Annotated in this window: 13 protein-coding genes and 2 pseudogenes; 4 read left to right on the top strand and 11 right to left on the bottom strand. The window is 66.7% G+C overall.

The window, feature by feature from the left end; translation table 11 throughout:
- The 5 genes and pseudogenes from JWP83_RS24425 to JWP83_RS24405 form a co-directional block, all read right to left on the bottom strand.
- Positions 1-113 (bottom strand): annotated as a pseudogene (locus JWP83_RS24425) (sulfate ABC transporter ATP-binding protein); the annotation flags it as partial.
- A 21-nt stretch (positions 114-134) separates the two neighbouring features.
- Complete coding sequence (gene cysW / locus JWP83_RS24420; RefSeq protein WP_297736163.1) at positions 135-947, bottom strand: sulfate ABC transporter permease subunit CysW; 813 nt, start codon at positions 945-947, stop codon at positions 135-137.
- Positions 944-1,801: a sulfate ABC transporter permease subunit CysT gene (gene cysT, locus JWP83_RS24415; RefSeq protein ID WP_297736161.1), complete on the bottom strand. Its 858-nt coding sequence runs from the start codon at positions 1,799-1,801 to the stop codon at positions 944-946. The genes cysW and cysT overlap by 4 nt, the downstream gene beginning before the upstream one ends.
- The gene (locus tag JWP83_RS24410; RefSeq protein ID WP_297736159.1) at positions 1,798-2,835 is read right to left on the bottom strand and encodes a sulfate ABC transporter substrate-binding protein; all 1,038 of its coding nucleotides are present in this window, start codon (positions 2,833-2,835) and stop codon (positions 1,798-1,800) included. Before JWP83_RS24410 ends, cysT begins: the two co-directional genes overlap by 4 nt.
- Positions 2,836-3,157: 322 nt before the next feature.
- Positions 3,158-3,361 (bottom strand): hypothetical protein, encoded by a 204-nt coding sequence (locus JWP83_RS24405; RefSeq protein WP_297736156.1) that lies wholly within the window; start codon positions 3,359-3,361, stop codon positions 3,158-3,160.
- Positions 3,362-3,476: 115 nt separating this feature from the next.
- On the opposite strand from JWP83_RS24405, the gene JWP83_RS24400 reads away from it, so the two are divergent.
- Complete coding sequence (locus tag JWP83_RS24400; protein WP_297736165.1) at positions 3,477-5,528, top strand: glycoside hydrolase family 15 protein; 2,052 nt, start codon at positions 3,477-3,479, stop codon at positions 5,526-5,528.
- 8 nt (positions 5,529-5,536) lie between these two features.
- Here the strand turns inward: JWP83_RS24400 and JWP83_RS24395 are convergent, their stop codons facing one another.
- Entirely contained in the window at positions 5,537-6,304 is a 768-nt protein-coding gene (locus tag JWP83_RS24395; protein WP_297736153.1) for a sensor domain-containing protein, read from the bottom strand.
- A gap of 2 nt (positions 6,305-6,306) precedes the next feature.
- Positions 6,307-8,205, bottom strand: a pseudogene (gene lepA, locus JWP83_RS24390) (translation elongation factor 4).
- A gap of 38 nt (positions 8,206-8,243) precedes the next feature.
- On the opposite strand from lepA, the gene JWP83_RS24385 reads away from it, so the two are divergent.
- On the top strand, positions 8,244-8,846 hold the full coding sequence (locus tag JWP83_RS24385; RefSeq protein ID WP_297736150.1) for a type II toxin-antitoxin system PemK/MazF family toxin: 603 nt from the start codon (positions 8,244-8,246) through the stop codon (positions 8,844-8,846).
- Between the two features lie 77 nt (positions 8,847-8,923).
- On the opposite strand, the gene JWP83_RS24380 is transcribed toward JWP83_RS24385, so the two are convergent.
- Complete coding sequence (locus JWP83_RS24380) at positions 8,924-9,352, bottom strand: CBS domain-containing protein (RefSeq protein ID WP_297736147.1); 429 nt, start codon at positions 9,350-9,352, stop codon at positions 8,924-8,926.
- Positions 9,353-9,547: 195 nt separating this feature from the next.
- Here JWP83_RS24380 and JWP83_RS24375 point away from each other — a divergent pair, with 195 nt between their 5' ends.
- Positions 9,548-10,390 (top strand): ribonuclease Z, encoded by an 843-nt coding sequence (locus JWP83_RS24375; RefSeq protein WP_297736144.1) that lies wholly within the window; start codon positions 9,548-9,550, stop codon positions 10,388-10,390.
- On the opposite strand, the gene JWP83_RS24370 is transcribed toward JWP83_RS24375, so the two are convergent.
- The gene (locus JWP83_RS24370) at positions 10,374-11,096 is read right to left on the bottom strand and encodes a hypothetical protein (RefSeq protein WP_297736142.1); all 723 of its coding nucleotides are present in this window, start codon (positions 11,094-11,096) and stop codon (positions 10,374-10,376) included. The genes JWP83_RS24375 and JWP83_RS24370 overlap by 17 nt on opposite strands.
- A gap of 87 nt (positions 11,097-11,183) precedes the next feature.
- Between JWP83_RS24370 and JWP83_RS24365 the strand changes: the two genes are divergently transcribed.
- The gene (locus tag JWP83_RS24365) at positions 11,184-11,672 is read left to right on the top strand and encodes a MarR family winged helix-turn-helix transcriptional regulator (protein WP_297736139.1); all 489 of its coding nucleotides are present in this window, start codon (positions 11,184-11,186) and stop codon (positions 11,670-11,672) included.
- Here JWP83_RS24365 and JWP83_RS24360 read toward each other — a convergent pair.
- Entirely contained in the window at positions 11,656-12,495 is an 840-nt protein-coding gene (locus JWP83_RS24360) for a transglutaminase family protein (protein ID WP_297736136.1), read from the bottom strand. The genes JWP83_RS24365 and JWP83_RS24360 overlap by 17 nt on opposite strands.
- The gene (locus JWP83_RS24355) at positions 12,495-13,472 is read right to left on the bottom strand and encodes an alpha-E domain-containing protein (protein ID WP_297736134.1); all 978 of its coding nucleotides are present in this window, start codon (positions 13,470-13,472) and stop codon (positions 12,495-12,497) included. Before JWP83_RS24355 ends, JWP83_RS24360 begins: the two co-directional genes overlap by 1 nt.
- Positions 13,473-13,543: the final 71 nt, after the last annotated feature.

The raw sequence follows: 13,543 nt of genomic DNA, 5'->3' as shown, positions 1-13,543 counted from the left end.
CCCTTGGGCACCACGAAATCCACATGATCCAACGCCACGAAATCGCCGAAGCGCCTATAAGCGTCCCGCACCACGATCGCGTGGTCGCCGCGCTCGGTTGGATTGTCGGTCATCTGCGAGTCTCCTTGTCCGGCTTACTTGGTCGCTCGTGCCCGGCGGACGTCGAGAACCAGCTGGAAGATCAGGACCAGCACGGCCACACCCATCAGCAGCGTCGAGAGCGCGTAGGCGCCGTACTCGGCCCCGCGGTTGTACCGGTCCGCGACCAGCAATGTCAGTGTTTGCGACTTCCCCGGCAGGTTGGATGACACGATGATCACCGCGCCGAATTCGCCGAGCGTGCGCGCGGTGGTCAGCACGATGCCGTAGGTCAGTCCCCACCGGATGGACGGCAGCGTGATCCGCCAAAACGTCTGCCACCAACCCGAACCCAGGGTTGCCGCCGCCTCCTCCTGGTCGGTTCCCAACTCGTGCAGCACCGGCTCCACTTCGCGCACCACGAACGGCAGGGTGACGAAGATGCTGGCCAGCACGATGCCGGGCAGGCCGAAAATGATCTTGAAGCCGAGGTCTTTTTCGACGAATCCGAAGGCACCCGCCGCTCCCCACAGCAGGATCAACGCCACGCCCACGATGACGGGCGGGACCGCGAACGGCAGATCGATGACCGCCTGCAGCACGCCCTTGCCGCGGAAACGGTTGCGCGCCAGCACCAGCGCGGTCGGAATTCCGAAAACCACGTTGAGGGGCACCACGATGGCCACCACCAGCAGCGTCAAGTTCAGCGCCGATATCGCCGCGGGCGTGCTCACCCAGTCGAAGAACTGACCGATCCCGGGCCGGAATGTCCGCCACAGGATCAGCGACACGGGCACGACGAGCAACACGAAGATGTACGCGAGCGCCACGAATCGGATGAGGTAGCGAACCCTGGGCGGCGACGTCATGGGGCCAAGGCCTCACGTTTGGCGGCATGACCACCCACCAGCCGCAGGACGAGCAGAACGAAGAACGAAATCGCCAGCAGCACGATGGATATCGCAGCGGCGCCGGTCCGGTCGTCGTTCTCGATCAGCGTCCGTATCCACTGCGAGGACACTTCGGTCTTGCCGGGCACCGCGCCACCGATCAGCACTACCGACCCGAATTCCCCGATCGCTCGCGAGAACGCCAGCCCCGCACCGGATAACAAGGCCGGTGTCAGCGACGGCAGCACGACCGAGGTGAAGACCTTCGGGCCACTGGCCCCCAGCGAGGCCGCCGCCTCCTCGGTCTCCCGATCGATTTCCAGCAGCACCGGCTGGACGGCGCGCACCACGAAGGGCAGCGTGACGAAGGCCAGCGCCACCGCCACGCCCCACGCCGTGTGCTGCAGATGAAGGCCGACCGGGCTGTTGTTGCCGTACAGGGCCAGCATCACCAGGCTGGCCACGATCGTCGGCAACGCGAACGGCAGATCGATGATCGCGTCGACGAGCCGCTTGCCGACGAAGTCGTCGCGCACCAGTACCCAGGCGATCAACAGGCCGAAGACCAGGTTGACCGCCGTCACCCCCGCGGAAATGGTGAGCGTCACCCGAAACGACTCCAACGCGGCATTCGAGGTGACCGCGAGCCAAAACGCGTGCCATCCGCCGCTGGCGGCCTCCCAGACGATCGCGGCCAGCGGCAGCAGCACGATCACCGACAGCCACAGCGTCGCCACACCGACACGAAGTGACGTGGTGCCGGATCCGCGCAGACGCCATGTGTCCCGGATCGCGTCGGGGTCGGCGCTTCGGTTCAGAAGAGTCACGGTCATCCCGTGGCCTTGGTGTAGATCTTGGTGATGCTGCCGGTGTTCTTGTCGAACAGCTGCGGATCCGTTGTGCCCCAACCGCCGAGGTCGGCGATGGTCCACAGTTTCGCCGGGGCGGGGTATTGGTCCCTGAAATCGGCGGCGACGGCCGGGTCGACCGGCCGGAAGCCGGCCTGCGCCCACACCTTCTGCGCCGCCGCGGTGTACTGGAAGTTCTTGAAAGCGACGGCGGCATCCAGGTGCGGGCTGGTCGTCACCACCGCCACCGGATTCTCGATCTTGAAGGTCTGCGGCGGGTTGATGTGCTGCACGGGCTTACCCGCCCGCTCGGTCGCGATCGCCTCGTTCTCGTAGCTGATCAACACGTCACCGCTGCCCTGGACGAAGACGTCGGTGGCTTCCCGTCCCGAGCCGGGACGCAGTTTGACGTGTTCACGGACCAACTTGCCGATGAAGTCAACGCCGGCCTGACTATTGGCGCCGCCTTCGCTCTTGACGGCGTACGGGGCAAGCAAATTCCACTTGGCCGATCCCGAACTCAAGGGGCTGGGCGTGATGACCTCGACCCCGGGCCGCAGCAGGTCATCCCAGTCCTTGATGTTCTTCGGATTGCCCTTGCGCACCACCAGCGTGACCACCGACCCGAACGGGATTCCCTTGGTGGCGTCAGTGTTCCAGTCCTTGGAGACCTTTCCGGCCTTGACCAATCGCGTGATGTCCGGCTCGACGGAGAAGTTCACGACGTCGGCCGGCTTGCCGTCGACAACGCCGCGGGACTGGTCGCCGGAGGCGCCGTACGAGGCGATCACCTGGACGCCCTTGCCCTCGTCGGAGGCATTGAAAGCGGGAATCACCTTGCTCCACCCCGGTTCTGGGACCGAGTAGGCGACCAAGGTGATACTCGTGCGCGCGTTGCCCGGACCGCTCCCGCCGACGACGTCGCTGGGGCCGCCCTGACACGCGGCGACGACCCCGACGATCAGGGCGAGCGTGACGACAGGCCGCCAGCGCGGGGCGCTGCCGATGTCGTTGAGCATTGGTGGCCTTTCGCTGCGGTTTCAAGCGGGACAGTCGGTCTGGGTCCCGTTGCTGCGGAAAGGCGATAAGACTTCAGGAGAGTTGACGACTCCTACCAAACCGCGGACGGGAGGGAGTCAACGACAACAGTGCACAAAGACAGCGCATTTCACGACGCCGGATGCCACGTGCATGTCGCGAAGCCTAACAGGAATTCGCCGGGCCGCCACCGCACACCCGCTGAAGGCTCAGTGCGGCATCAGTGCGTCGCAAGCCACGTGACAATGACCAGCACCACAAGCGTGACCAGAATCAACGTCACGTGCGACCGAGGCATGCGCGCTACCCGGGCGCCCCATCGGCGTGGCGGGCGCGGCGCATCAACTTGATGCCCTTTCCGAGCAGGCCGTCCAGCAGGCCCGCCGTGATGTAGGCCACCGCCAAAACGACGGGCATCACGATCATGGCTTGCAGCACAAACGCGAGGCCGGAAAGCCACAGCTCGTTGCCGTCCCACCAATTCAGGAACCCGCTCACCCGGCCCACACTATTCTCCCCCGGCACCCGAAACCAATGTGTCGGTTACGGAAGGCCCGACGTCGATCCCGACACCTACTCGAAACATTGGACGGCGGGCAGGTTGACAGTCGATGATGTCGGGATGGTCCTGCACGCCCAACCCGCCGACCAGCCGGCCGACGGCGCTCCGGAGGAAGCCCCTCTGGAGGCGTTCGAAACGCCTCCCGAAACGGCGGTGGCCTCGCCGATCGATTTCAGCGCGCCCGCGCCGCTCGCGCCGAGCGGGTCGCTGCGGAACTCATTTCCGCCGATCGCCGATTACGCCTTCCTGTCCGACTGGGAGACCACGTGCCTGATCTCCCCCGCCGGGTCGGTGGAGTGGCTGTGCGTGCCCCGGCCCGACTCCCCGAGCGTGTTCGGCGCGATCCTGGACCGTAGCGCGGGCCACTTCCGGCTCGGCCCCTACGGCGTCTCGGTGCCCTCGGCGCGCCGCTACCTTCCGGGCAGCCTGATCATGGAGACGACCTGGCAGACCCACACCGGGTGGCTGATCGTTCGTGACGCGCTGGTGATGGGGCCCTGGCACGACATCGAGCGACGATCGCGGACACATCGCCGCACCCCGATGGACTGGGACGCCGAGCACATCCTGCTGCGCACGGTGCGCTGCGTCAGCGGCACGGTCGAGCTGATGATGAGCTGCGAGCCGGCGTTCGACTACCACCGCATCGGCGCCACCTGGGAGTACTCCGCCAACGCGTACGGCGAGGCCATCGCCCGCGCCAGCAAACAGCCCGACGCCCACCCGACGATGCGGCTGACCAGCAACCTGCGCATCGGGCTGGAGGGCCGGGAAGCGCGGGCCCGCACCCGGATGAGAGAGGGCGACGACGTGTTCGTCGCCCTGAGCTGGACCAAGCACCCGGCGCCGCAGACCTACGAAGAGGCCGCCGACAAGATGTGGCAAACCACCGAGTGCTGGCGGCAGTGGATCAACATCGGCAACTTCCCCGACCACCCGTGGCGCGCCTACCTGCAGCGCAGCGCCCTCACGCTGAAGGGGTTGACCTATTCGCCGACCGGCGCGCTGCTGGCCGCCAGCACCACGTCGCTTCCGGAGACGCCGCACGGCGAGCGCAACTGGGACTACCGCTACGCCTGGGTCCGCGACTCGACGTTCGCGCTGTGGGGCCTGTACACCCTGGGACTCGACCGCGAGGCCGACGACTTCTTCGCCTTCATCGCCGACGTCTCCGGCGCCAACAGCAACGAGCGCCATCCGCTGCAGGTGATGTACGGCGTCGGTGGTGAGCGCAGCCTGGTCGAAGACCAGCTGCACCATCTGTCCGGCTACGACCACGCCCGGCCGGTGCGGATCGGCAACGGCGCCTACGACCAGGTTCAGCACGACATTTGGGGCTCGATCCTGGACTCGTTCTACCTGCACGCCAAATCGCGCGAGCAAATCCCCGAGACCCTGTGGCCGGTGCTGAAGAAGCAGGTGGAGGAGGCGATCAAGCATTGGCGCGAGCCCGACCGCGGAATTTGGGAGGTGCGCGGGGAGCCGCAGCACTTCACGTCGTCGAAGGTGATGTGCTGGGTGGCGCTGGACCGCGGGTGCAAACTCGCCGAGCGGCAGGGCGAGAAGAGCTACGCCCAGCAGTGGCGGGGCATCGCCGAGGAGATCAAGGCCGACATCCTCGAGCACGGGGTGGACTCGCGCGGGGTGTTCACCCAGCGCTACGGCAGCGACGCGCTGGATGCCTCGCTGCTGCTGGCGGTGCTGACCCGGTTCCTGCCGCCGGACGACGCGCGGGTTCGCAACACCGTGCTGGCGATCGCCAACGAGCTCACCGAGGAAGGCCTGGTGCTGCGCTACCGGGTCGAGCAGACCGACGACGGGTTGTCCGGCGAGGAGGGCACGTTCACGATCTGCTCGTTCTGGCTGGTGTCCGCGCTGGTCGAAATCGGTGAGGTGAGCCGCGCCAAGCGGCTGTGCGAGCGGCTGCTGTCCTACGCCAGCCCGCTGCACCTCTACGCCGAGGAGATCGAGCCGCGCACCGGACGGCACCTGGGCAACTTCCCGCAGGCGTTCACCCACCTGGCACTGATCAACGCCGTGGTCCACGTCATCCGAGCCGAGGAGGAGGCCGACGGCTCCGGCACGTTCCAGCCGGCCAACGCGCCGGTATAGAACGGCGGTCAGCTCAGCGCGCTGACCCTGTCCATCATCGCGTGCGCGATGTCGATGCCGCTGGTGTCCACGTTGGCCGATCCCGGGTCGGAAGGGCGCCGGTCGCCGAAGAAGACCACCTGCACCTCGACGAGGCAGTTCAACCGGACACCGATGGCCCGCGCCTGCGGCGTGGGCTGCAGGGCCGGCATGTTGGGCAGTACCGACGTCGCCGTATTAGTCGCCGCGACAAAAGTATTGGAGGCGTCCGCCACGCGGACGTCGCTGATCGCGTTCGTCGTGCTTATCGGGCCCGTTTGCTGCGTCGTCGTCGTGCCGTTGCACTGCTTCCACTGCTGCGAGAATTGCGCGAACAGCGCCTCGGCTTGCGCGGCCGAGGGCAGGGAGACCACACCCTCGATAACGCTGATCACTTGCGCCGGCTCGCCGTTATTCCACCACGACTGCGACGCAACATCTTTGACGTCCGCGGATTGGTAGACGCTTTTCTGCAGCATCGCCGTCACGCCCCGGCAACCGGCCGGCGTCACCGATTCGTCCTTCTGGAAAAGCGTGTCGGGGCCGCCGAACTCGGGTGGCTTGCGGGTGGCAAAGGGCTGGCTGAGCATCCGCGACAAGGCCTCGCCGTCGAGAAGCACTCGCCTGACGGTTTCACCGGCAAGCGGTCGCGGCTTCAGATTCGCCGCCGGCTTCGCGGTGCCTTGGACAACCCCACCACAGCCCGCCGCCAACGCGGCGACCACCAGCACGGCCGTCGCCGGCCCAACTATCCGCACGGCTACTTCTTACCCTTGTCGCCGGCGGCGTCGGTGGATAGCGCGGCGACGAACGCCTCCTGCGGCACCTCGACCCGGCCGATCGTCTTCATCCGCTTCTTGCCTTCCTTCTGCTTTTCCAGAAGTTTGCGTTTGCGGGTTATGTCACCGCCGTAGCACTTCGACAGCACGTCCTTGCGGATCGCCCGGATGTTCTCGCGCGCAATGATTTTCGATCCGATCGCCGCTTGCACCGGCACCTCGAACTGCTGGCGCGGGATCAGTTCCTTGAGCTTGGTGGTCATCTTGTTGCCGTAGGCGTACGCCGAATCCTTGTGCACGATCGCGCTGAACGCGTCGACGGCCTCACCCTGCAGCAGGATGTCGACCTTGACCAGTTCGGCCTCCTGCTCGCCGGCCTCCTCGTAGTCGAGGCTGGCATAGCCGCGGGTACGCGACTTCAGGGAATCGAAGAAGTCGAAGATGATCTCGCCGAGCGGCATGGTGTAACGCAATTCCACCCGCTCCGGCGACAGATAGTCCATGCCGCCCAACTCGCCGCGCCGCGACTGGCAGAGCTCCATGATGGTGCCGATGAACTCGCTGGGGGCGATGATGGTGGTTTTCACCACGGGTTCGTAAACGGTGCCGATCTTGCCCTCCGGCCAGTCCGACGGGTTGGTCACGACAACGGACCCGCCTGCCTCTCCTTCCAAGATCACCCGGTAGACGACGTTCGGCGACGTCGAAATCAGGTCCAGGTCGAACTCGCGCTCCAGGCGCTCCCGGGTGATCTCCATGTGCAGCAGACCCAGGAAGCCGCAGCGGAAGCCGAAGCCCAGCGCCACCGACGTCTCCGGCTCGTAGGTCAGGGCGGCATCGTTGAGCTGCAGCCTGTCCAGGGCGTCTCGCAGATCCGGGTAGTCCGAGCCGTCGACGGGATACAGCCCCGAGTACACCATCGGCTTGGGCTCGCGGTAGCCCGTGAGCGCCTGGGTGGCGCCGTGCCGCGCGGTCGTCACCGTGTCGCCGACCTTGGACTGGCGGACGTCCTTGACGCCGGTGATCAGGTAACCCACCTCCCCCACACCCAGGCCGTCGCTGGGTTTGGGTTCTGGCGAGACGATGCCGACCTCGAGCAGTTCGTGGGTGGCGCCGGTGGACATCATCGCGATGCGTTCGCGCGGGGTGATCTTGCCGTCCACCACGCGGACGTAGGTGACCACGCCGCGGTAGATGTCATAGACGGAGTCGAAAATCATTGCGCGGGTGGGTCCGTCGGCGTCGCCCTGCGGTGGCGGGACCTCACGCACCACGTGATCGAGCAGGTCGGCGACGCCCTCCCCGGTCTTGCCGGACACCCGCAGCACGTCGCCCGGTTCGCAGCCGATGATGTGGGCGACCTCGGCGGCCTAGCGATCCGGGTCGGCGGCCGGCAGGTCGATTTTGATGAGCACCGGGATGATGTGCAGGACGCGGTCCAGCGACAGGTAGAGGTTGGCCAGCGTCTGGGCCTCGATGCCCTGGGCCGCATCCACCAGCAGGACCGCCCCCTCGCAGGCCTCCAGCGCCCGGGACACCTCGTAGGTGAAGTCGACGTGGCCCGGGGTATCGATCAGGTGCAGGACGTAATTTTCGTCTTGGACTTTCCACGGCAGCCGCACGTTCTGGGCCTTGATGGTGATCCCGCGCTCCCGCTCGATGTCCATCCGGTCGAGGTACTGGGCGCGCATCGACCGCTCATCGACGACGCCGGTGAGCTGAAGCATCCGATCCGCCAGCGTCGACTTGCCATGGTCGATGTGAGCGATGATGCAGAAATTCCGAATCTGCGCCGGCGGGGTGAAGGTCTTGTCGGCGAAACTGCTGATGGGAATCTCCTGGAGGGCGGTTCGCGGGGTATGTCCAGCGTATCCACGCACGGGCTCAGGAACACAATTGGCGCGTCTATGCTGCGAATATGGCGTCTGCCCGGAAATCGCAGTGGAGGACGTTTCAGCGGTTTGCGGAGAACCTTGTCTTCAACGGGGCTCCGCGGCTGGCCCGGCACGTGCAGAACTCGCAGACCGTTCTGCGCGAACTCCAGCAGGCCGTGAAGATCACCGCGAACGTCATCGCCGCGGCCGCGCCCCAACAAGCTGGTGCGATCACGGGGGGACGGCCGGTGACCAGCGCCAGCTTTCCCACCGCCCAGCGGGCGCGAAAACTGGTCTACGCCCCTAACCTCGACGGCCGGGCCGATCCCGGGGAGATCGTGTGGACCTGGGTGGTCTACGAGGACGATCCCACCCGCGGCAAGGACCGACCGGTCCTGGTCGTGGGTCGTGACCGTCGTGTCCTGCTGGGGCTGATGGTGTCCAGCCAGGAGCGCCGCGGCGGCGACCGCGACTGGGTCGGGATCGGTGCCGGCGCTTGGGATTACGAAGGCAGGGAAAGCTGGGTCCGCCTGGACCGGGTGCTCGACGTGCCCGAGGAGGGCATTCGCCGCGAGGGCGCGATCCTGGATCGCGAAATCTTCGACCTCGTCGCCGCCCGGCTGCGCGCGGACTACGCGTGGAGCTAGCCTCACGCCCAGCGTGTAACCACTGCGAAAAAGCCGCAGAATTTTCGCGCTGAGTACACGCTCGGCGAAACGGCGCGTCAGCCCTGCGTGATGTAGGACTGCAGCTGCTGCTGCTCGGCCTCGAGCTCCTCCATCCGCGTCTTCACCACGTCACCGATGCTGACGATGCCGATCAGCTTCTTCCCGTCCAGTACCGGGACATGGCGCACCCGGTTCTTGGTCATCAGCACGCTCAGGGAGTCCACCGTGTCGGACTTTGTGCAGGTGGCGACCGTGGCGGTCATGATCTTGGAGATCGGCCGCGACAGCGCGCTGGCGCCATGTGTGTGCAGATGGCGCACGACGTCGCGCTCCGAGACGATGCCGACGACGCCCTCGTCGCCGACCACCACCATGGCGCCGATGTTTTGCTCGGCGAGGCCGGCGAGCAGCTCCTTGACCGTCGCATCGGGGTTGATCGTCACCACCGCCGCGCCCTTGCTCCGCAAGACGTCCGCAATCCGCATCAAGGCCTCCAGCCGGTTGTGATCCGCTTCACATCAGGCTACGGCTAACTCGCCCGGCGGGAAAGCCAACACGACAAGCGGCAACCGCGGGCTCCCATACCCCCGGATCGCGGCCCAAAACCCGAACATCGCCAGCCGCCCGGCCGGATGGGTCAAATGCCACTGCGGACGCGTTGGGCTTGCAAGGATGGGCCCATGATCGAGATCACCTTGCTGGGCACCGGAAGCCCCATCCCCGACCCCAACCGCGCGGGGCCGTCGACCCTGGTGCGGGCCGGCGGGCAGGTGTTTTTGGTGGATTGCGGGCGTGGCGTCCTACAGCGCGCGGCGGCGGTCGGCGTGGGCGCCGCCGGGTTGTCGGCGCTGCTGCTCACCCACCTGCACAGCGACCACATCGGCGACCTCGGCGACCTGCTGATCACGCGCTGGATCACCACCTTTGCGCCCGAGCCCGCGCCGCTGCCGATCATCGGACCGCCCGGCACCGCGGAGACGGTAGAGGCGACGCTGAAGGCGTTCGGCCATGACATCGGTTACCGGATCGCCCATCACGCCGATCTGAATGCCCCACCGGCGGTCCAGGTGCACGAGTGCACCGAAGGCCCGGTGTGGGACCGCGACGGGGTGTCGATCCGGGTCGCGCCGACCGATCACCGCCCGGTGGCACCGACCATCGGCTTCCGCATCGAATCCGGGACGACGTCGGCGGTGCTGGCGGGGGACACGGTGCCTTGCGCCGCCCTGGACGAGCTGGCAAGCGGCGCAGACGCTTTGGTGCATACCGTGATCCGCAAGGACATCGTGGTCAACATCCCGCAGCAGCGGCTCCAGGACATCTGCGATTACCACTCGTCGGTGGAAGAGGCAGCGGCGACCGCGGACCGCGCGGGTGTGGGCACCCTGGTGATGACGCACTACGTGCCGGCGCTGGTGCCGGGGCAAGAGGAACAGTGGCGCGCGCTGGCCGCCACCAAATTCGGCGGGCGCATCGAGCTCGGCGACGACCTGCACCGAGTCGAGGTCAACCCGCGGCCCTAGCCGTCGGTCGCCGAATATCGTTGCGCCGCAACGGCATTAGCGCGCCCGCCACCACCAGCCAGGCCAGCGCCGAGACACGCGCGATCGGCAGGATCACCCCGAGTCCGGGCCACAGCAAGACCAACGTCGTCAATTCGGCAACGGCGGCGATCGCGAGGCCGACCCAGGCCAGCGGACGCGGCGTCAATCCCAGGATGAGGCTGGGCACCGCCATGCCCGCCACCAGCAGGCCCAGGGCCACGATGTGACCCGGGCCGCCGACCAGAAATACCAGGAAGTACAAGGCGCGAACCAACGCGGTGTCGCCGCTGACGTCCGGCCTCGACAGCGTCCAGGCCAGCAGCCCGGCCAGACCCAGGGCACCCGCGGCCAAGGTGCCGCCCGTGAGGGCGATCGTGGCTCCCGGGGCGGTAACGCCGAGTTGCCGCAACCGAGCGCTGGCGGTCGCCGCGTAGATCGCCAACGGCACCGACGACGCGAACACCGCGGTGGCGATCACTTGCACCGCGACCGGCTGGGCGCGAACATATGCCGCAACCGCGGTCGCCGGCCCGTAGGGCAACGGCATCACGCCACCCAGCGCGACCCCGATCGCAATGCCGCCGAAGAGCAACCCCACACAAACGAGGGAAAGCAACACCAACGGCGGCCCGCCTTGGCGGGGGCGACGCGCCACCGGAGTTGGATCTGATTGTGAATCGTTCATGGTGTGAACGATATGCCGCGCTTGGCGACTTGACAAGGCCGCGAATGCTTCAATCGAAGAATTATTCGCGACCGCTATGATGTGTGGGTGTCATCAACCCATGGCGACCGTCCCGACGGCGTGGCCTTCCTCTTGGCTCAACTCGGACATCACGCCGCCACGCTGTTCGCCGAACAGGTGGCCCGCATCGAGTTGACCCCGCCGCACGCGGGGATTCTGCGCGCCATCGCCGCGGATCCCGGACGCAGCCAGCAGGCACTCAGCGTTCAATTGGGCATGTTGCCCAGCCGCGTCGTCGTCTACGTCGACGAACTCGAGGAGCGCGGCTACTTGGAGCGGCGCCGCAACCCCGACGACCGCCGGTTGCACGCTCTATACCTCACTGCGGCCGGAAAAAGGTTGATGCGCAAGCTTTCCGAGCTCGCACGCCAGCACGAGCTCCAGTTCGCCTCCACGCTCGACCCTGAGCAATACAGCGCCCTGCGTGGGCTGCTTGCCACGGTGGCGCAGCAACAGGGCCTGATGCCGCACGTCCACCCGGGGTACCGCACGCTTCGGCCTAAGCCAGCCGGGTGACCTCCACGATCACGTCGAGATCGGTCGCCCCTTCGCCGGAGTAGATGCCCTTCAGCGGGGAGACATCGGTGTAGTCGCGCCCGGCTCCCACGCTGACGTACTGCTCGGTGATCTCGGTGTCGTTGGTGGGGTCGAAGTACCACCAGCCACCCGTCCAGGCCTCAATCCACGCGTGGCTTCGCCCGTCCACGGTGTCACCGACAACGGCGTTACGTTTGGGGTGCAAATAGCCGGAAACGTAGCGTCCAGGAATTCCCATGGCGCGCAACACCATTAGGGACAGGTGCACGAAGTCCTGGCAGACGCCCTTGCCCTCGTTCAGCGCGTCGAGCCCGGAGGTGTGCACCCCGGTGGTCCCGGGCAGGTAGTCCAGCTCGTCGCGCAGCCACTTGCCCGCGGCGATGACGGCCTCCGCGGGCCCGTAGGACTTGGCGATCTTCTTGGCCACGGACGCGATGCGCTTGCCCGTCGGAGTATGCGCGGTGGGGCGAAGCAATTCGTCGAAACGATCGATCACGGCTAAGGATCGCAGATCGCTCCAGCTGACCTCCTCCACCGCCGGCTCCCCCCGTTCCGTCTCGACGACCGATGACGCGGTCACCGTGAGATCGGTGTGCGGCGCGTGCAGGTCGAAGGCGGTGACGGCGGTACCCCAATAGTCGATGTAGCGGTGCGACCTCGTCGCAGGGATGGTTTCGACGCGATTGAGGATGACGTTCTGCCTGGCGTCCGACCGCGGGGTCAGGCGGGCCTCGTTGTAGGAGGCGGTCACCGGCGATTGGTAGGCGTAGCCGGTGGTGTGCACCACGCGCAGCCGCCACATCAGGTCTCGCCCTGCCTGCCGACCAGTCGCGCGCGCTGGCCGGCATCCGACCACGCCACCCAGGGCGTCACGTGGAAGTACTGCAGCGACAACGCTTCTCCGACGTCCCGGCAGGTTCGCTGCAGCTCCGCCAAGCGGCTGTCCAATGACTCGAGCAACACACCGGGTTGGACGAATTCCAATTCGCTGCGGGCCCTTCCGAGCAACCGCTGCGCCTCGGCGGTGGACCCGATCCGGCTCTGCGGATTGCGCAGCAGCTCTTCGAGGTTGTGTTCGGCCAGCCTCAGCGAGTAGAACACCGAACGCGGAAACAGCCGGTCGAGCAACATGAATTCGACCACCCGGGTCGCGTCCAGCACCCCGCGGTACGTGCGCAGATAGGTGTCGTGCGCGCCCGCCGAACGCAACAGCGTCACCCACGCGGGCGACGAAGCGCTGTCCCCGACCCGCGACAGCAGCAACCGCACCGTCATGTCAACCCGCTCGATCGCGCGGCCCAGCAACATGAACCGATATCCGTCGTCACGCGACAGCGTCGAGTCGGCCAGGCCGGCGAACATGGCCGCCCGGCCCTCGATGAACGCCAGGAATTCGTGCGGCCCAAGGCGTTTCGCGGCGCGCTCGCGTTCGGCCAGCGCGTGGTAGGTCGTGTTGAGACACTCCCAGATCTCGCTGGACGTCACCTCGCGGGCCGACTTCGCGTTTTCCCGCGCCGCGGTGATGGCATCGACGATCGAACAGCCGCCCGGAACGTTGGTGCTGAAGGCCACCAGGTCGGTCAACGACCAGACATCGAGATCGTGATCCGGCGGGTCGATGCCGAGCACCCGCAGCAGCAGCCGGGATGCCTGGTCCGGATCGACGCTCGAATCCTCGAGCAGCTGGTGCAACGCGACGTCCAGGATTCGTGCGGTGTCGTCAGCGCGCTCGACGTAGCGACCGATCCAATAGAGCGCCTCCGCGTTGCGGGCCAGCATCAGTCCATCGCCTTCTGCTGTTGCTGCTGCTGCGTTTGCTGAGTCTGCTCGTCCTGCGGCTGAGTCGGCTG

This window comes from Mycobacterium sp., from assembly GCF_025965855.1.
GTDB lineage: Bacteria > Actinomycetota > Actinomycetes > Mycobacteriales > Mycobacteriaceae > Mycobacterium.
The sequence above is the reverse complement of the archived record's forward strand: the minus strand, read 5'-3'. Positions and strand labels throughout refer to the sequence as shown.

What these genes read in the sequence shown, in the direction of transcription:
- JWP83_RS24355 (WP_297736134.1), bottom strand. Translation starts at nt 13,472, where the DNA reads ATGCTGGCCCGCAACGCGGAGGCGCTCTATTGGATCGGTCGCTACGTC.
- JWP83_RS24410 (WP_297736159.1), bottom strand. Translation starts at nt 2,835, where the DNA reads ATGCTCAACGACATCGGCAGCGCCCCGCGCTGGCGGCCTGTCGTCACG.
- JWP83_RS24385 (WP_297736150.1), top strand. Translation starts at nt 8,244, where the DNA reads ATGGCGTCTGCCCGGAAATCGCAGTGGAGGACGTTTCAGCGGTTTGCG.
- JWP83_RS24400 (WP_297736165.1), top strand. Translation starts at nt 3,477, where the DNA reads ATGGTCCTGCACGCCCAACCCGCCGACCAGCCGGCCGACGGCGCTCCG.
- cysW (WP_297736163.1), bottom strand. Translation starts at nt 947, where the DNA reads ATGACGTCGCCGCCCAGGGTTCGCTACCTCATCCGATTCGTGGCGCTC.
- cysT (WP_297736161.1), bottom strand. Translation starts at nt 1,801, where the DNA reads ATGACCGTGACTCTTCTGAACCGAAGCGCCGACCCCGACGCGATCCGG.
- JWP83_RS24380 (WP_297736147.1), bottom strand. Translation starts at nt 9,352, where the DNA reads ATGCGGATTGCGGACGTCTTGCGGAGCAAGGGCGCGGCGGTGGTGACG.
- JWP83_RS24375 (WP_297736144.1), top strand. Translation starts at nt 9,548, where the DNA reads ATGATCGAGATCACCTTGCTGGGCACCGGAAGCCCCATCCCCGACCCC.
- JWP83_RS24360 (WP_297736136.1), bottom strand. Translation starts at nt 12,495, where the DNA reads ATGTGGCGGCTGCGCGTGGTGCACACCACCGGCTACGCCTACCAATCG.
- JWP83_RS24370 (WP_297736142.1), bottom strand. Translation starts at nt 11,096, where the DNA reads ATGAACGATTCACAATCAGATCCAACTCCGGTGGCGCGTCGCCCCCGC.